Origin of the sequence: Saccharomonospora marina XMU15 (assembly GCF_000244955.1) — a bacterium.
Taxonomy (GTDB): domain Bacteria; phylum Actinomycetota; class Actinomycetes; order Mycobacteriales; family Pseudonocardiaceae; genus Saccharomonospora_A; species Saccharomonospora_A marina.
In genome coordinates this window covers 3,913,698-3,928,292 of sequence record NZ_CM001439.1, presented here as the reverse complement: position 1 = coordinate 3,928,292, position 14,595 = coordinate 3,913,698, and the positions used below count along the sequence as shown (strand labels likewise).

Sequence of the window (14,595 nt, the reverse complement as noted above, 5' to 3'; positions counted from 1 at the left end):
GGAGGGCGCCATTGCCGGGTGGCGTCCCTCGCACCGCCGCGGTCGTGGGAGCATCACCGCGGCGGCCGCGCTGGGTTGCGCGCTGATCCAGTGCTGGTTCCGTGCTGATTCAGCGCTGCCGACGGCGCTATCGACAAGGGGAGAGCTGTGCGGATTCTTTCCGTGGACCTCGGTACGTCCAACACGGTGGCGGTACTGTCCGCGCACGGCAGGCCACCGAGGGTGGTAGAGGTCGACGGGTCCGCGACGATGCCGTCGGCGGTGTTCGCCGAGGAGGACGGCACGCTCGTGGTCGGCCGCGACGCCGAACGAAGGGCCCGACTGGACCCCACGCGGTTCGAGCCCAACCCCAAGCGCCGGGTCGACGAACAGACCCTGCTGCTGGGTACGGACGTGGTTGCGGTGAACGAGGCGCTCGCCGCCGTGCTGCGCAGGGTCCTGGAGGAGACGACCCGGCAACTCGGTGGCGAGCTACCGGACGAGATCCGCCTCACCCACCCGGCGCAGTGGGGCCCGGTGCGTCGCAACGTGTTGCTGTCTGCCGCACGGCTGGCGGGCATGTCCGGCGCGGTCTCGCTGGTGCCCGAGCCGGTGGCCGCGGCCGCGCACTTCGCCTCGTTCCCCGGCAAGGGACTGCTGCCGGGGCAGGCGCTCGCGGTGTACGACCTCGGCGCGGGCACGTTCGACGTCGCCGTCGTCGGCGCCGCTCAGAACGGTTTCACCGTGCTCGCCGAGGACGGCCTGCCCGACCTCGGTGGGCTGGACGTCGACCAGGCACTGCTCGTGCACGTGGGAAGAGAGGTGTCGCACCGCGACCCGCAGCGCTGGCAGTGCCTGCTCCGGCCGGAGTCGACGGCCGACCGCCGCGCCCGCCGCGCGTTGCAGGAGGACGTCAGGGCCGCCAAAGAGGCGCTTTCCCGGCTGCCGCAGACGGAGGTGCCGATGCCGGAGCCGTTCACCGACGTCCTGGTGACCAGGGCTGAGCTGGAGGCACTGGTGCGGCCCGCGATGTTGCGCAGTGTCGAGTTGCTCGCCAGGACGGTGTCGTCCGCCGGGCTGACCCCCGACCGGCTCGCGGGGATCTATCTGGTCGGCGGGTCGAGCAGGCTGCCGCTGGTGGGCACGTTGCTGTCGGAGAAGCTGGGAGTCGTGCCCACCAGCCTCGACCAGCCGGAGACAGCGGTGGCACTCGGCGCGCATCACGTCGCGGCCGACGGGATCAGCATGCGAACCCAGCAGGTGGATGGTCAGGCCGCGACCGCGGGACACCCGGCACGGCCTGCCGTGGCGGCTGCCCCACCCCAGGCGACTGTCACCGCGCCCGCGCCGACCGGCGCGGCGGGTTACCCGGCGCGGCCGGGATATCCGGGGGCGCCCGCACCGCACGACTTGTCGCGACAGCCACCAGGACCTGGGTTTCCCTCCTTCTCCGCGCCACAGCAGCGGGCGACGCCGGGCGGTCGCGGGAAGCGGCTCGTCGGCGCCGCGGTCGTGGCCGCGCTCGTGCTCGCGGCCGTCGCCGCGGTGGTGTGGTGGCCGTCGTCCGCTGCCACGACCTACGCCGCCGAGGAATGCCGGACTCCGGGAAGTACCGACGAGCAGGGCTTCACCGGCTGCCTGCGGCAACTGGCAGGTGCGGTGGCGCAGCAGAACCAGTGCGGGCCGGGCACCGGCACCGGTGCCGCCGCGGCTTCGAACGAGGAGGACCTCGGTGTCACCGTGACCTGCTCGGCGCCGGGCCTGGCCGGTGCGCAGATCACCTACCTGCACAGTGAATCGGCCGAGATCATCAAGCGGTACACCGACGGGTTGCTGAACCGCACCGGAGGCGGCGAGCAGGTGCAGGCCGACTGGAGGGGCAACGCACTGGAGGGCCGATACGCGGCGGCGGCGGGCAGGAATTCGGCGGTGCTGGTGTTCACGGTCGACGATCGCCCGCTCGCGGGGTTCGTGTACCAGGTGAACGTGGCGGGCACGGGGAAACTGGCCGAGCCTGCCGAGTTGGCCGACTACTTCGAGCGCAACGTCCAGCCGGGGGAGTAGCCGCCGGTCACCTCGTCACTTCCTGCGGTTGCGGACACCGATGATCAGCACGATCAGCGCGGCGGTCACGGTGGCGATCGACGCCAGCGTCAACGCGGTGGAACCGAATCCGGAGACGTCCTGGGCCAGCCGCATGCCTTCCACTCTACGGCGACGCACGCCGCTACGCTGAGACCGATGCGCATCACGGTTTTCCGCAGGCTGATGGCGGAGGAGTTCGGACAGACCCGCGCCGAGACCCTGGCGAGCGACCACGTGCTCAGTGGCCTGGGAGGACGCACGATCGAGCAGGCGCTGGCCGACGGGGTACCGGCCAAGGAGATCTGGCAGCAGGTGTGCGGTGAGTTCGACATCCCGGCGGAGCGCCGATGACTGTGGCGGTGGCGGTGACTGTGCCGAAGAACCGGCCGAGAACCGTACCAGCAGTGCGTGTCGCGTCGACCTCGAACATCTGTTCGGCTATCGTGGTTGTCCACAGCAGGGTCGTGCCGGGGTCGACTATCCACAGATTTCCGCTTGACCCCCGAACTGTCGGACCCCGGCCGTAACGTCGGGGTCAGCACAAAACGACAGCCGACCGACAGCCAATGAGGTGGATTCCATGCCAGCAGCACCGGACAAGGGCAAGGCACTCGATCTAGCCCTTGCCCAGATCGACAAGCAGTTCGGCAAGGGGTCGGTGATGCGCCTCGGCGAGGAGACCCGGCCGCCGATCGAGGTCATCCCCACCGGCGCCATCGCGCTGGACATAGCCCTCGGTATCGGGGGACTGCCCCGCGGCCGGGTGGTGGAGGTCTACGGCCCGGAGTCCTCCGGTAAGACGACGGTCGCGTTGCACGCGGTGGCCAACGCGCAGAAGGCGGGCGGCATCGCGGCCTTCATCGACGCCGAGCACGCGCTCGATCCCGAGTACGCCAAGGCGCTCGGCGTCGACACCGACGCGTTGCTCGTCTCCCAGCCGGACACCGGTGAGCAGGCGTTGGAGATCGCCGACATGCTGATCCGCTCCGGCGCGCTCGACATCCTGGTGATCGACTCGGTGGCGGCGCTGGTCCCCCGCGCCGAGATCGAGGGCGAGATGGGCGACTCGCACGTCGGCCTGCAGGCCCGCCTGATGAGCCAGGCGCTACGCAAGATCACCGGTGCGTTGCACAATTCCGGCACCACCGCCATCTTCATCAACCAGTTGCGCGAGAAGGTCGGCGTCATGTTCGGCAGCCCGGAGACGACCACCGGCGGTAAGGCGCTGAAGTTCTACGCATCGGTCCGACTCGACGTCCGCCGTATCGAGACCCTCAAGGACGGCGGTGAGCCGGTCGGTAACCGCACCAGGGTCAAGGTGGTGAAGAACAAGGTCGCCCCGCCGTTCAAGCAGGCCGAGTTCGACATTCTCTACGGCATCGGCGTGTCGCGGGAGGGGTCGCTCATCGACATGGGTGTCGATCAGGGAATCCTGCGCAAGTCCGGCGCCTGGTACACCTACGAGGGCGATCAACTCGGTCAGGGCAAGGAGAACGCCCGCAGGTTCCTGCGCGACAACCCCGACATCGCCAACGAGATCGAGAAGCGCATCAAGGAAAAGCTCGGTATCGGTGCTCAGGTCGACGCCGAGGAGGCCGCCCCGGCGCCGGTCGAGTTCTAGCCGCCGTGCCCCTTCGAGGGAGAACGGGACGGTGAGGTAGGACGTGAGCGAGTCAGGCCGTCGTTTCGGGGGCGGCGGCTCCCGGGAGCGGTCCCGGCCGGTGGCGGAGCTGACACCCGAGGAAGCCGGGAAGAAGGCCAAGGAGATCTGCTTCGACCTGCTGGCCGCGCGGCCCCGCACCAAGGACGAACTGCGCCAGGCGTTGCGCCGCAAGGGCTTCGACGAGCAGACGAGGGAGACGCTGCTCGGCAAGCTGGACGAGGCCGGGCTCGTCGACGACGCGGCCTTCGCGCAGCTGTGGGTGCGGTCCCGGCACACCCAGCAGGGCCTCGCCCGGTCGGCGCTCGTGGCGGAACTCAAGCGCAAAGGTGTCGACAGTGACGTCGCGGTCGAGGCCGCGGGCGAGATCGACCGGGAGGCCGAGGAGCAGCGAGCCCGCGAGTTGGTGCGCAAGAAGCTGCGCACGATGGTCGACCTCGACGAGCGGACCGCCACCCGGCGACTGCTCGGGATGCTGGCACGCAAGGGCTACCCGCAAGGACTGTCCTACGTGGTGGTTCGCGAGGAACTGCGCGACGCGGGTGCGGAGTCCACCCTGCTCGACGACATCGTCCCGGACTGAGCCCGCGAGCGGGGCGCCGGAATGGGACACTGGTGCAATGACGTGAGGAGTAGCCGTGACAGCAATTCCCGAGCCTTCCGAATCGTCCAAGTCGTCTCTGCCCGGCGTGGATCACCTGCTGACCATCACCGAGTACGCGGAGCTCGGCGAGCCCGAATCGGGCTACACCGAGCTGCTGGAGGGCCGCCTGTTGATGTCGCCGAGCCCCGGACCGGGTCACAACATAGCGCTGTTCGAGCTGTATCTACAGGTGAAGCCGCAGTTACCCCGGCAGTTGATCGCCGTTCCCGACATCGACGTGGATCTTGAGCTGGCGCCACTCGGCGCTCCGGCTACGGCGCGCCGCCCCGATCTGGTTGTGGTCGAGCGTGCGGCGGTGCGGCGGGTGGATCGGGAGGGCGGGTTGCTCAAGGCATCCGACGTCCGCCTCGTGGTGGAGATCGTGTCGCCGGGTTCGACCCGGACCGACAACGTGGACAAGCGAGGCGAGTACGCCGATGCCGGAATCCCGCACTACTGGATTGTCGACATCACCGAGCCCGCCTCGCTGGTCGCCTGCCATCTCGCCGGGGAGTTCGGTTACCAGGACGGCGGCGCCGTCACCGGTGAGTTCGTCACGCATGACCCGTTCGCCGTGCGGGTGAACCTCGACGCGTTGCTCTGACGAGGCCAGAACGAGGACGATCCGGACATCCTCACTCGGCCGAGTTCCCGCTGGGCTACTGTGACCGCCGTGTCCGCGCCCACCGAGATCATCCCGGCGGTCCACGCCCGGCTGCCGACCCTCACGGGCATGCGCTTTCTGGCCGCACTGCTGGTGTTCGTGTTCCACGCGGCGACCGTGTTCGACTACCCCGACGGGGAAACCGCCGCGGACGTCGGATGGCTGACGGGCAAGCTGGCCTTTCTCGGGGTGTCCTTCTTCTTCGTGCTGAGCGGGTTCGTGCTCACCTGGTCGGTCAGAAGCGGCGACACCGCAGCGCGGTTCTGGCGCCGCCGGGCCTGCAAGATCTACCCCAACCACCTGGTGACGTTCCTGCTGGCGGTGGCGCTGCTGCTCGCACTGCACAAGCCGGTCACCGGCTGGTGGCAGAACCTGCTGCTGATCCACGCGTGGTTCCCGGACCAGGCGATCTTCAACAGCGCCAACGTGGTGAGCTGGTCGCTGGCCTGCGAGGCGGTTTTCTACCTGCTGTTTCCGCTGCTGCACCGGTGGTTGGTCCGCATCCCGTGTTCGACCCTGTGGTGGTGGGCCTGCGGTTCGGTCGTCGCCGTGCTGTGCATGCCGCTGCTCGCGCAAGCGCTGGTGCCCGCCACCGGGGGCGATCCGACGCAGCCGGGTTCGAGCCTGTCGCAGGTATGGTTTCTCTACATCTTTCCGCCGGTGTGCCTGCTGCAGTTCGTGCTCGGCATGGTCATGGCGAGGATCGTGCTTTCCGGCCGCTGGATCGGGCTGCCGCTGCCACTCGCCGCTGTTCTCCTGCTGGGCGGTTACGCGCTGGCGCTCGTCGTTCCCTACAACTTCGGCGTCAACGCCACCACGATCGTCCCCGTCGCGCTCGTGATCGCGGCGGGTGCGGTCGCCGACGTGCGCGGCACCGCGACACTGCTGCGCGGCAGGGTGGCGGTATGGCTGGGTGAGGTGTCCTTCGCCTTCTACCTCGTGCACTACCTGGTGTTGCTGCACGGCCGCGAACTCGCGGGCATCCAGGGCAGCGGCGACGTCGTCGTGGAACTGGCCGTGCTCACCGGCGCGATGGCGCTGAGCCTTTGCCTGGCGTGGCTGCTCTACGTGGGTGTCGAGCGGCCGTTCATGCGCCGCTGGAGCAGGCCGCGCGGATCGGCCCGGCCGCCACAACGCCGGCGGCAACCGGCTCGACCGCCACAGCGGCAACGTGGTCCGGTCACCGGCAGGCAGCACGGTGGTCGGGTGGCGCGGGGCGATGCCGTGCTGCCGCAGCACGGTGGCCAGGTGGCGAGCGGGCCCCGGCCGCGGGAACGTCGGTGGTGAACCGCCCGGGCGAGCCCGCCGGTGCGGTCGGAAGGCCACCGGCCACAGCGTCGCGTACGGGCGCGGCTCTTACGCCCGCCCCGCGCGGCGCTACTTCCTCGGCGCCGCCAGGCTGACGGCCTGCCGCGCCAGCTTCTCGATCGCGGCGAAATCCTTGGCCGCGATCGCGTCCTTCGGCGCCAGCCACGACCCGCCGACACAGTCCACATTGGCCAATTCCAGGTAGCGCGGTGCGCTGTCCGTTGTGATCCCACCGGTGGGGCAGAACCGTAGCGACGGCAGCGGACCTGCGATCGCACGCAGGGCCTCGACCCCGCCACTGGCCTCGGCGGGGAAGAACTTGAGCACGTCCAGGCCCCGCTCGGCCAGCCGCATGGCTTCCGACACGGTCGCCGCCCCTGGCAGCAGCGCGAGTCCGGTGTGGAGCGCCGCCGAGACCAGCCCGTCCGTACATCCGGGCGTGACCAGGAACGCCGCCCCGGCGTCGGCGGCCCGCCGCGCCTGCTGTGGCGTGGTCACCGTTCCTGCTCCGACGACCATGCCCGCCACCTCGCGCGCCACGCGGGCCACCGCGTCCAGTGCGGCCGGCGTGCGTAGCGTCACCTCCATGACGCCCACGCCGCCGCCGCGCAACGCGTGGGCCACCGGCACGGCGTCGTCGGCGTCGTCGAGCACGACCACCGGCAGCACCGGCGACAGCCTCAGCAGCTCCGAACTCGTGACCATCAGGCCGGCACCACCGCTGACTCCCGCGACCGCACGACGTGGCCGGGGCCCGACCGGTGCGAAAACACTGGCGCCTCGCTCCGCCGGGCCGACGCCGCGGCGCAGCGCGGCGAACAACTCCCGGCCGGTGCCGACCCATTCGTCCTCACCGGGTGCCGAACCCGAGGGCGCTCTCGAGGCGAGTGTCGCGGCGTCCACGTCGACCGCCAACTCGCCCGCGTCGGCGTCGACGCGAATCAGGTCGCCGTCGGCCACCCGGGCCAGCGGCCCGCCCACCGCGGCCTCCGGCGTCACGTGAATCGCGGCCGGAACCTTTCCCGAAGCTCCTGACATCCTGCCGTCGGTCACGAGCGCCACGCGGTGCCCGCTGTCCAGCAGCGAGCCGAGCGCGGGAGTGAGGCCGTGCAGCTCAGGCATTCCGTTGGCGCGAGGCCCCTGGTTACGCAACACCACCACGACATCGCGATTCAGCTCGCCCGCCCGAAACGCCAGCTGGAACTGCTGCTGGGTGTCGAACACCCGCGCGGGCGCGTGCACTGTGCGGTCGCGTGGCGCCACGGCCGACACCTTGAGCACCGCGCGGCCCAGATTGCCCCGCAGCATGCGCAGCCCGCCGTCGGGTGCGAACGGCCGGTCCAGCGGGCGCAGCACGTTCTCGTCGAGGCTGCGCGACGGCACTTCGCGCCAGGCCAGCTCGTCGTCACGCAATACCGGCTCCGCGCGGTAGCGGTGCAGCCCGGTGCCCGCCACGGTGCGCACGTCGCTGTGCAGCAGTCCGGCGTCCAGCAGCGAGGCTACGAGGGCCTGTACGCCGCCCGCGGCGTGGAAGTGGTTGATGTCGGCGCTGCCGTTGGGGTAGATGCTGGCCAGCAGCGGCACCACCGACGAGAGATCGGCGAAATCGTCCCAGGTGAGTTCTATCCCCGCCGCCGACGCGATCGCTACCAGGTGCAGGGTGTGGTTCGTGGAGCCGCCGGTGGCCAGCAGCGCCACGACCCCGTTCACGATCGAACGCTCGTCCACCACCTCGGCGACGGGTGTGTACGCCTCGCCGCCGCCGACCGCGGAGATCTCGACGATGCGCCGGGCGGCATGTTCGGTGAGCGCCCGCCGAAGCGGTGTGCCCGGGTGCACGAAGGCGGCTCCCGGCAGCTGCAGGCCCATCACCTCCAGCACCAGCTGGTTGGAGTTGGCCGTGCCGTAGAAGGTGCAGGTACCGGGGGAGTGGTAGGAGGCGGACTCGGCCCGCAACAGTTCCTCCCTGGTGGCCTTGCCCTGCGCGTACGACTGCCGCACGCGCGCCTTGTCCTGGTTCGGCAACCCGGACGGCATCGGTCCTGCCGGCACGAGGATCGCGGGCAGGTGCCCGAACGACAGCGCGCCGATGAGCAACCCCGGCACGATCTTGTCGCACACCCCGAGCAGCAGCGCACCGTCGAACATGTCGTGCGCCAGTGCCACACCCGTCGCCATGGCGATCACGTCGCGGCTGAACAGCGAGAGCTCCATCCCGGTCCGCCCCTGTGTGATGCCGTCGCACATGGCGGGGACCCCGCCCGCGAACCGGGCGACACCTCCGGCCTGCCTCGCGGCGTCCTTGAGCCAGTCGGGAAACTCGCCGAGCGGCTGGTGGGCCGAGAGCAGGTCGTTGTAGGAGGACACGATCGCGATCCCCGCGCCCTGCCGCCCGCGCAGGGTGAGCCTGTCGGGTCCGGAGCACGCGGCGAAGCCGTGCGCGAGGTTGCCGCATCCCAGTTCCGCCCGCGCCGGACCGTTGGCCGTGGCCGAGCGTGCGTCGCCGACCCGGGAGAGGTAGGCGCCGCGGGAACCCTCGCTTCGAGCCGCGATGCGGGCGGTGACATCGGCGATGACGGGGTGCAGGGGTAGCAACGTGGTCGCTCCTCAACGCTTCTCGCGGACGTGGCGGTCGACGGGTGGCCGCACCTGCGTCGCGGCGGACGTGGCAACTGACACGATACAGATGGCCCACCTTGGATCAAAATCGATTCAGAAGATCATGATTAGTGACCCCCATCACGCCCCCCACGCCGTGTGTGCTACTTGTCACACCACAGCTGGCAAGGCAGAGTCGGCCTTGGTCGGCTCAGATCCCGGGATCGATGCGAAGGGACGACACAGATGTCGAGCACGGAAATGAGCGAGCTCCGCCGCACCATCGGCAGGCTCAGGCAGTGCGTGGGCGCGCTGCGGGCGCGCTACGGCGAGGCGCCCGCTGTCCGGCGCCTCGCCAACGACGTCGAGCGGCTCGACATCGACGCGGGCGATCTCGCTCAGCAGCAGATGCCTGCCCAGTCGAAGCCCTCCGACCCGCCCGACGTGGTCAAGATTCCCGACACGCCGTACGACCCATCCTTGTGGGAGGGCGCCGACGACGAGGGCGTCGGCGGCTACCACCGGGACCAGCGGTGAGTGGGGCCGGGATCGACGACGTGACAGTCACCCGGAACAGCGCACCCGCACGAACCCGAGTCGGCATCGGCAGGCGCACGCTGCGCACCGACCGGTGGTGGCTGCAGCCACTGCTGACCACGCTGGGCCTGGCGGCCTTCGTCGGCTACGCGACCGTGCGATCGTTCATGCGCACCGGCTACTACGACGCCGAGAACAACTACCTCACACCGTTCTACTCCCCGTGCCTGAGCGACTCCTGCGTACCGGGCTCGGCTCACTTCGGCACGCCGATCGGTGAATTGCCTGCCTTCATCCCGCTGGCGTTCCTTTCGCTGCCGTTCCTGCTCGGGTTCCGGTTGACCTGCTACTACTACCGCAAGGCGTACTACCGGTCGATCTGGTTCTCCCCGCCCGCGTGCGCCGTCACCGAACCGCACGCGAAGTACACCGGCGAGACCCGCCTGCCGCTCATCGTGCAGAACGCCCACCGCTACTTCTTCTACGTCGCGTTCGTGATCGCCCTGATCAACACCTGGGACGCGATAGTGGCCTTCGGCGGCGAGCGGGGGATCGGTTTCGGGCTCGGAAACCTCATCCTGGTGATCAACGTGGTGCTGCTGTGGGCCTACACGGTGTCGTGCCATTCCTGCAGGCACGTGACCGGCGGAAGGCTCAAGCATTTCTCGGCCAACCCGGTCCGGTACTGGATCTGGACACAGGTGAGCAGGCTGAACGTGCGTCACATGCAGTTCGCGTGGATCACGCTGGGCACCCTCGCACTCACCGACCTCTACGTGTGGCTCGTGTCCACCGGCACGATCACCGATCTTCGTTTCATCAACTGAACAGTTCTTTCGAGGTGGCAATTACATGACCGAGGTCGAGCGGCACAGCTACGACGTCGTGGTGATCGGTGCCGGCGGCGCGGGTCTGCGCGCGGTGATCGAGGCAAGGCAACGTGGCCTCAGCGTCGCGGTGGTGTGCAAGTCGCTGTTCGGCAAGGCGCACACCGTGATGGCCGAGGGTGGTTGCGCGGCGTCGATGGGCAACGCGAACCCCAACGACAACTGGCAGGTCCACTTCCGCGACACCATGCGTGGCGGCAAGTTCCTCAACAACTGGCGAATGGCGGAACTGCACGCCAAGGAAGCGCCCGACCGCGTGTGGGAGTTGGAGACCTACGGCGCGCTGTTCGACCGCACCAAGGACGGCCGCATCAGCCAGCGGAACTTCGGCGGGCACACCTACCCCCGGCTGGCCCACGTCGGCGACCGGACCGGCCTCGAACTGATCCGCACCATGCAGCAGAAGATCGTGTCGCTGCAGCAGGAGGACAACAAGAAGTACGGCGACTACGAGGCCAAGCTCAAGGTCTTCGCCGAGTGCACCGTCACCGAACTGCTCAAGCAGGACGGTCGGATCGCGGGCGCGTTCGGCTACTGGCGCGAGTCCGGCCGGTTCATCCTGTTCGAGACACCGGCCGTTGTGCTGGCCACCGGTGGCATCGGCAAGTCGTTCAAGGTGACGTCGAACTCCTGGGAGTACACCGGCGACGGGCACGCACTCGCACTGAGGGCGGGCGCGGACCTGATCAACATGGAGTTCGTGCAGTTCCACCCCACCGGCATGGTGTGGCCGCCGAGTGTGAAGGGCATTCTCGTCACCGAGGGCGTGCGAGGCGACGGCGGCGTGCTGAAGAACTCCGAGGGCGAGCGGTTCATGTTCCGCTACATCCCCGACGTGTTCAAGGGCCAGTACGCCGACAGCGAGGCGGAGGCCGACCGCTGGTACGAGGACGCGGACAACAACCGCCGCACCCCTGACCTGCTGCCACGCGACGAGGTGGCCAGGGCCATCAACGCGGAGGTCAAGGCGGGCCGGGGCTCCCCGCACGGCGGCGTGTTCCTCGACATCGCCAGCCGGCTGCCCGCCGAGGAGATCCGCAGGCGGCTGCCCTCGATGTACCACCAGTTCAAGGAACTGGCCGATGTGGACATCACCAAGGAGCCCATGGAGGTGGGCCCCACCTGCCACTACGTGATGGGTGGGATCGAGGTGGACCCCGACTCCGCCGCGGCGAGCGTGCCGGGGCTGTTCGCGGCCGGTGAGTGCTCCGGCGGGATGCACGGGTCCAACCGGCTGGGCGGGAACTCGCTGTCCGACTTGCTGGTGTTCGGCCGCAGGGCCGGGCTCGGCGCGGCCGACTACGTGGAGTCGCTGTCCGGCAGGCCGGAGGTGGCCGATTCCGATGTGGACACCGCGGCGAAGCGTGCGGTGGCGCCGTTCGACCCGCCCGGGCAGGCAGTGGCGGAGGAGAACCCCTACACGTTGCACACCGAACTGCAGCAGTGCATGAACGACCTGGTCGGCATCATCCGCAAGGCCGACGAGATGGAGCAGGCACTGGGCAAGCTCGCCGACATCAGGCGGCGGATCGCGGGCGTCACCGTGGAGGGACACCGGCAGTACAACCCCGGCTGGCACCTCGCGCTGGACCTGCGCAACATGCTGCTGGTCAGCGAGTGTGTGGCGCAGGCGGCGCTGCGGCGCGGCGAGAGCAGGGGCGGGCACACCCGCGACGACCACCCGCAGATGGACGCGAAGTGGCGTAACACCCTGCTCGTCTGCGGCGCGGCCGACGGCGACCCGAGCATCCCCGACGTCACGGTGCGCGCAAAGGAACAGCAGCCGATGCGCCAGGACCTGCTGGGGTTGTTCGAACTGAGCGAACTTGAGAAGTACTACACCTCCGAAGAACTCGCCAACCACCCGGAAAGGAAGGCCTGACATGGGTTACCAGGCGAAGCTTCGGGTCTGGCGCGGCGACGACGGCGCAGGCGAGTTGCGCGACTTCACCGTCGAGGCCAACGAAGGCGAGGTCGTGCTCGACCTCATCCACCGGCTACAGGCGACGCAGGCCCCCGACCTCGCGGTGCGCTGGAACTGCAAGGCGGGCAAGTGCGGTTCCTGCTCCGCGGAGGTCAACGGCAGGCCGAGGCTGCTGTGCATGACCCGGATGTCGATGTTCGAGGAGGACGAGGTCATCACGGTCACGCCGATGCGCACGTTCCCGGTTATCCGGGACCTGGTGTGCGACGTGTCGTTCAACTACACCAAGGCCATGGAGATCCCGGCGTTCACCCCGCCGTCGGAACTGGGCCCGGGTGAGTACCGGATGCAGCAGGTCGACGTCGAGCGCTCGCAGGAGTTTCGCAAGTGCATCGAGTGCTTCCTGTGCCAGAACGTCTGCCACGTGATCAGGGACCACGAGGAGAACAAGCCCGCGTTCGCGGGTCCGCGCTACCTCATGCGCATCGCCGAGTTGGAGATGCACCCGCTCGATGTCGCGGACCGGCGCAACGAGGCGCAGACCGAGCACGGTCTCGGCTACTGCAACATCACCAAGTGCTGCACCGAGGTGTGCCCGGAGAACATCCACATCACCGACAACGCGCTGATTCCGATGAAGGAGCGGGTCGCCGACCGTCGCTACGACCCGATCGTCTGGCTGGGCAACAAGCTGTTCCGGCGCGGGCGTGACGACGGCGGCCACTGAGCAGCCGCGCCTCGGTTCGTCCGTGCCGTGACACGGGCGAACCGAGGCGCCGGGTACGCGTTACGCGCCTGCCCTGCCGGTCTCGGACATCGCGGCGTCCTCGGCCTTCCTCGAGACACCCTTGCCCCGGCTGAGCCTGCGCTCCAGGTAGACGGCGAACTTGCTGAGCAGGTAGTTCACCACGATGAACAGCACAGCGATGATCAGATACGTCTGGATCGGGTTGTGCAGGTTCTGCACGATGATGCCCGCCGTGTTGACGGTCTCCTCGAAGGAGATGATGAAGCCGAGCGAGGTGTCCTTGAGCACGACGACCAGCTGGCTGATCAGCGCGGGCAGCATCACCCGGAATGCCTGCGGCAGCAGTACCGACCCCAGGACCTGTGAACGCCGCAGCCCGATCGACTCCGCGGCCTCGCGTTGCCCGACGGGCAGCGAGTTGATGCCCGCCCGCACGATCTCGGCGATGATCACCGAGTTGTAGGCGGTGAGGCCGATGACCAGGTACCACAGCGTGGGCAGGTCGATACCGAACTGCGGCAGCACCCTGGCGGCGAAGAAGATCGCGATCACGACCGGGATGCCGCGCAGCAGTTCGATCACCCCGACGATCGCCCAGCGATACCATGCGGCCGCGGTGATCCGGCTCAGCGCCAGCAGCGTGCCGATCACCAGGGAGAACGCCATGGCCAGCGCCGCGGCGAGCACCGTGTTGGCCGCGGCCTCACCGATCAGGCTCCAGACCGCGGTGAAATTCTCGTCGGCCGGGTCGAGCCAGGGTGACCACAGTTGCGCGTCGAACTGTCCCCGTTCCGCGAGTCGAAGCACGACCAGCGTCACCACAGCCAGAATCGCGATGCCGGCGACGACACTGCCGATCGCCGTTCGCCGCCTGCTGCGCGGGCCGGGTGCGTCGTAGAGGACGCTGCTCACCGGGCGATCGCCACCTTCCGCTCCAGCCAGCCGAGCAGCAGTCCGCTCGGGATCGTTATCACCAGATAGCCGAGTGCCACCCCGGCCAGTACCGGCAGCGCGGCCTTGCCCTGCGCCGACGTCAGCTGCTGCCCGACCGCGAACAGGTCACCACCGACACCGAAGGCGCCGACGATGGCGGAGTTCTTGATCATCGCGATGATCACGCTGCCCAGCGGTGGCACGACGCTGCGCACGGCCTGCGGCATGATCACGTACGACAGCGACTGACCGAAGTTCAACCCGACCGCCCTGGCCGCCTCGGCCTGGCCGGGCGAGACCGAGTTGATTCCGCTCCGGACGGCCTCGCAGACGAAGGCCGAGGTGTAGAGCACGAGTCCGGTGACGCCGAACCAGAAGTAGGCACCGTTGATACCCACCTCGGGCAACCCGAACGCGCAGAAGAACAGCACGATGGTCAGCGGGGTGTTGCGGAACACCGTGACCCAGGAGGTGCCCACCCACCGTAGCGGCGCTACCGGTGAGACCCGGAATCCGCCGAGGATCGTGCCGAGCACCAGCGAGCCGACGAGGGCGTATGCGCAGATCTGCAGGGTCTTCAGCAGGCCTTCCGCATACAGCGGAAGGTTGTCGATGATGACGTCCACGTG

Annotated in this window: 13 protein-coding genes and 1 pseudogene; 10 read left to right on the top strand and 4 right to left on the bottom strand. The window is 68.9% G+C overall.

Annotated elements, in window-relative coordinates; translation table 11 throughout:
- Positions 1 to 147 precede the first annotated feature (147 nt).
- From SACMADRAFT_RS18520 to SACMADRAFT_RS18495, 6 genes are all read left to right on the top strand, one after another.
- Positions 148 to 2,043: an Hsp70 family protein gene (locus tag SACMADRAFT_RS18520; RefSeq protein ID WP_009155365.1), complete on the top strand. Its 1,896-nt coding sequence runs from the start codon at positions 148 to 150 to the stop codon at positions 2,041 to 2,043.
- 177 nt (positions 2,044 to 2,220) lie between these two features.
- Complete coding sequence (locus tag SACMADRAFT_RS18515; protein ID WP_009155363.1) at positions 2,221 to 2,415, top strand: DUF3046 domain-containing protein; 195 nt, start codon at positions 2,221 to 2,223, stop codon at positions 2,413 to 2,415.
- A gap of 229 nt (positions 2,416 to 2,644) precedes the next feature.
- The gene (recA, locus tag SACMADRAFT_RS18510) at positions 2,645 to 3,685 is read left to right on the top strand and encodes a recombinase RecA (protein ID WP_009155362.1); all 1,041 of its coding nucleotides are present in this window, start codon (positions 2,645 to 2,647) and stop codon (positions 3,683 to 3,685) included.
- A 100-nt stretch (positions 3,686 to 3,785) separates the two neighbouring features.
- Complete coding sequence (locus SACMADRAFT_RS18505) at positions 3,786 to 4,307, top strand: regulatory protein RecX (protein ID WP_040925765.1); 522 nt, start codon at positions 3,786 to 3,788, stop codon at positions 4,305 to 4,307.
- A gap of 55 nt (positions 4,308 to 4,362) precedes the next feature.
- Complete coding sequence (locus SACMADRAFT_RS18500) at positions 4,363 to 4,971, top strand: Uma2 family endonuclease (RefSeq protein ID WP_009155360.1); 609 nt, start codon at positions 4,363 to 4,365, stop codon at positions 4,969 to 4,971.
- Between the two features lie 69 nt (positions 4,972 to 5,040).
- On the top strand, positions 5,041 to 6,318 hold the full coding sequence (locus SACMADRAFT_RS18495) for an acyltransferase family protein (RefSeq protein ID WP_198285870.1): 1,278 nt from the start codon (positions 5,041 to 5,043) through the stop codon (positions 6,316 to 6,318).
- Positions 6,319 to 6,408: 90 nt separating this feature from the next.
- Here the strand turns inward: SACMADRAFT_RS18495 and eda are convergent, their stop codons facing one another.
- The gene (gene eda / locus SACMADRAFT_RS30480) at positions 6,409 to 7,044 is read right to left on the bottom strand and encodes a bifunctional 4-hydroxy-2-oxoglutarate aldolase/2-dehydro-3-deoxy-phosphogluconate aldolase (protein ID WP_198286052.1); all 636 of its coding nucleotides are present in this window, start codon (positions 7,042 to 7,044) and stop codon (positions 6,409 to 6,411) included.
- A gap of 45 nt (positions 7,045 to 7,089) precedes the next feature.
- Positions 7,090 to 8,934: pseudogene (edd, locus tag SACMADRAFT_RS18490) on the bottom strand (phosphogluconate dehydratase); the annotation flags it as partial.
- A 249-nt stretch (positions 8,935 to 9,183) separates the two neighbouring features.
- Here edd and SACMADRAFT_RS18485 point away from each other — a divergent pair.
- Genes SACMADRAFT_RS18485 through SACMADRAFT_RS18470 form a run of 4 tightly spaced genes read left to right on the top strand, consistent with a single transcriptional unit; the run spans position 9,184 to position 13,012 of the window.
- A complete protein-coding gene (locus SACMADRAFT_RS18485) occupies positions 9,184 to 9,474 on the top strand; it encodes a hypothetical protein (RefSeq protein ID WP_040925764.1) in 291 nt (96 codons plus the stop codon).
- Between the two features lie 20 nt (positions 9,475 to 9,494).
- Positions 9,495 to 10,301 carry a hypothetical protein gene (locus tag SACMADRAFT_RS18480; protein WP_050998393.1) on the top strand — a complete coding sequence of 269 codons (807 nt, stop codon included), beginning with the start codon at positions 9,495 to 9,497 and terminating at the stop codon, positions 10,299 to 10,301.
- Positions 10,302 to 10,326: 25 nt separating this feature from the next.
- Positions 10,327 to 12,243 (top strand): fumarate reductase/succinate dehydrogenase flavoprotein subunit, encoded by a 1,917-nt coding sequence (locus tag SACMADRAFT_RS18475; RefSeq protein WP_009155355.1) that lies wholly within the window; start codon positions 10,327 to 10,329, stop codon positions 12,241 to 12,243.
- A gap of 1 nt (position 12,244) precedes the next feature.
- Positions 12,245 to 13,012: a succinate dehydrogenase/fumarate reductase iron-sulfur subunit gene (locus SACMADRAFT_RS18470; protein WP_009155354.1), complete on the top strand. Its 768-nt coding sequence runs from the start codon at positions 12,245 to 12,247 to the stop codon at positions 13,010 to 13,012.
- 60 nt (positions 13,013 to 13,072) lie between these two features.
- On the opposite strand, the gene SACMADRAFT_RS18465 is transcribed toward SACMADRAFT_RS18470, so the two are convergent.
- Positions 13,073 to 13,945 carry an amino acid ABC transporter permease gene (locus tag SACMADRAFT_RS18465; protein ID WP_009155353.1) on the bottom strand — a complete coding sequence of 291 codons (873 nt, stop codon included), beginning with the start codon at positions 13,943 to 13,945 and terminating at the stop codon, positions 13,073 to 13,075.
- Positions 13,942 to 14,592, bottom strand: a complete 651-nt coding sequence (locus tag SACMADRAFT_RS18460; RefSeq protein ID WP_009155352.1) for an amino acid ABC transporter permease — start codon at positions 14,590 to 14,592, stop codon at positions 13,942 to 13,944. The genes SACMADRAFT_RS18465 and SACMADRAFT_RS18460 overlap by 4 nt, the downstream gene beginning before the upstream one ends.
- Positions 14,593 to 14,595 lie beyond the last annotated feature (3 nt).

Coding starts and splice junctions, on each gene's coding strand:
- SACMADRAFT_RS18475 (WP_009155355.1), top strand. CDS start 10,327: ATGACCGAGGTCGAGCGGCACAGCTACGACGTCGTGGTGATCGGTGCC.
- eda (WP_198286052.1), bottom strand. CDS start 7,044: ATGGTCACGAGTTCGGAGCTGCTGAGGCTGTCGCCGGTGCTGCCGGTG.
- SACMADRAFT_RS18485 (WP_040925764.1), top strand. CDS start 9,184: ATGTCGAGCACGGAAATGAGCGAGCTCCGCCGCACCATCGGCAGGCTC.
- SACMADRAFT_RS18515 (WP_009155363.1), top strand. CDS start 2,221: ATGCGCATCACGGTTTTCCGCAGGCTGATGGCGGAGGAGTTCGGACAG.
- SACMADRAFT_RS18470 (WP_009155354.1), top strand. CDS start 12,245: ATGGGTTACCAGGCGAAGCTTCGGGTCTGGCGCGGCGACGACGGCGCA.
- recA (WP_009155362.1), top strand. CDS start 2,645: ATGCCAGCAGCACCGGACAAGGGCAAGGCACTCGATCTAGCCCTTGCC.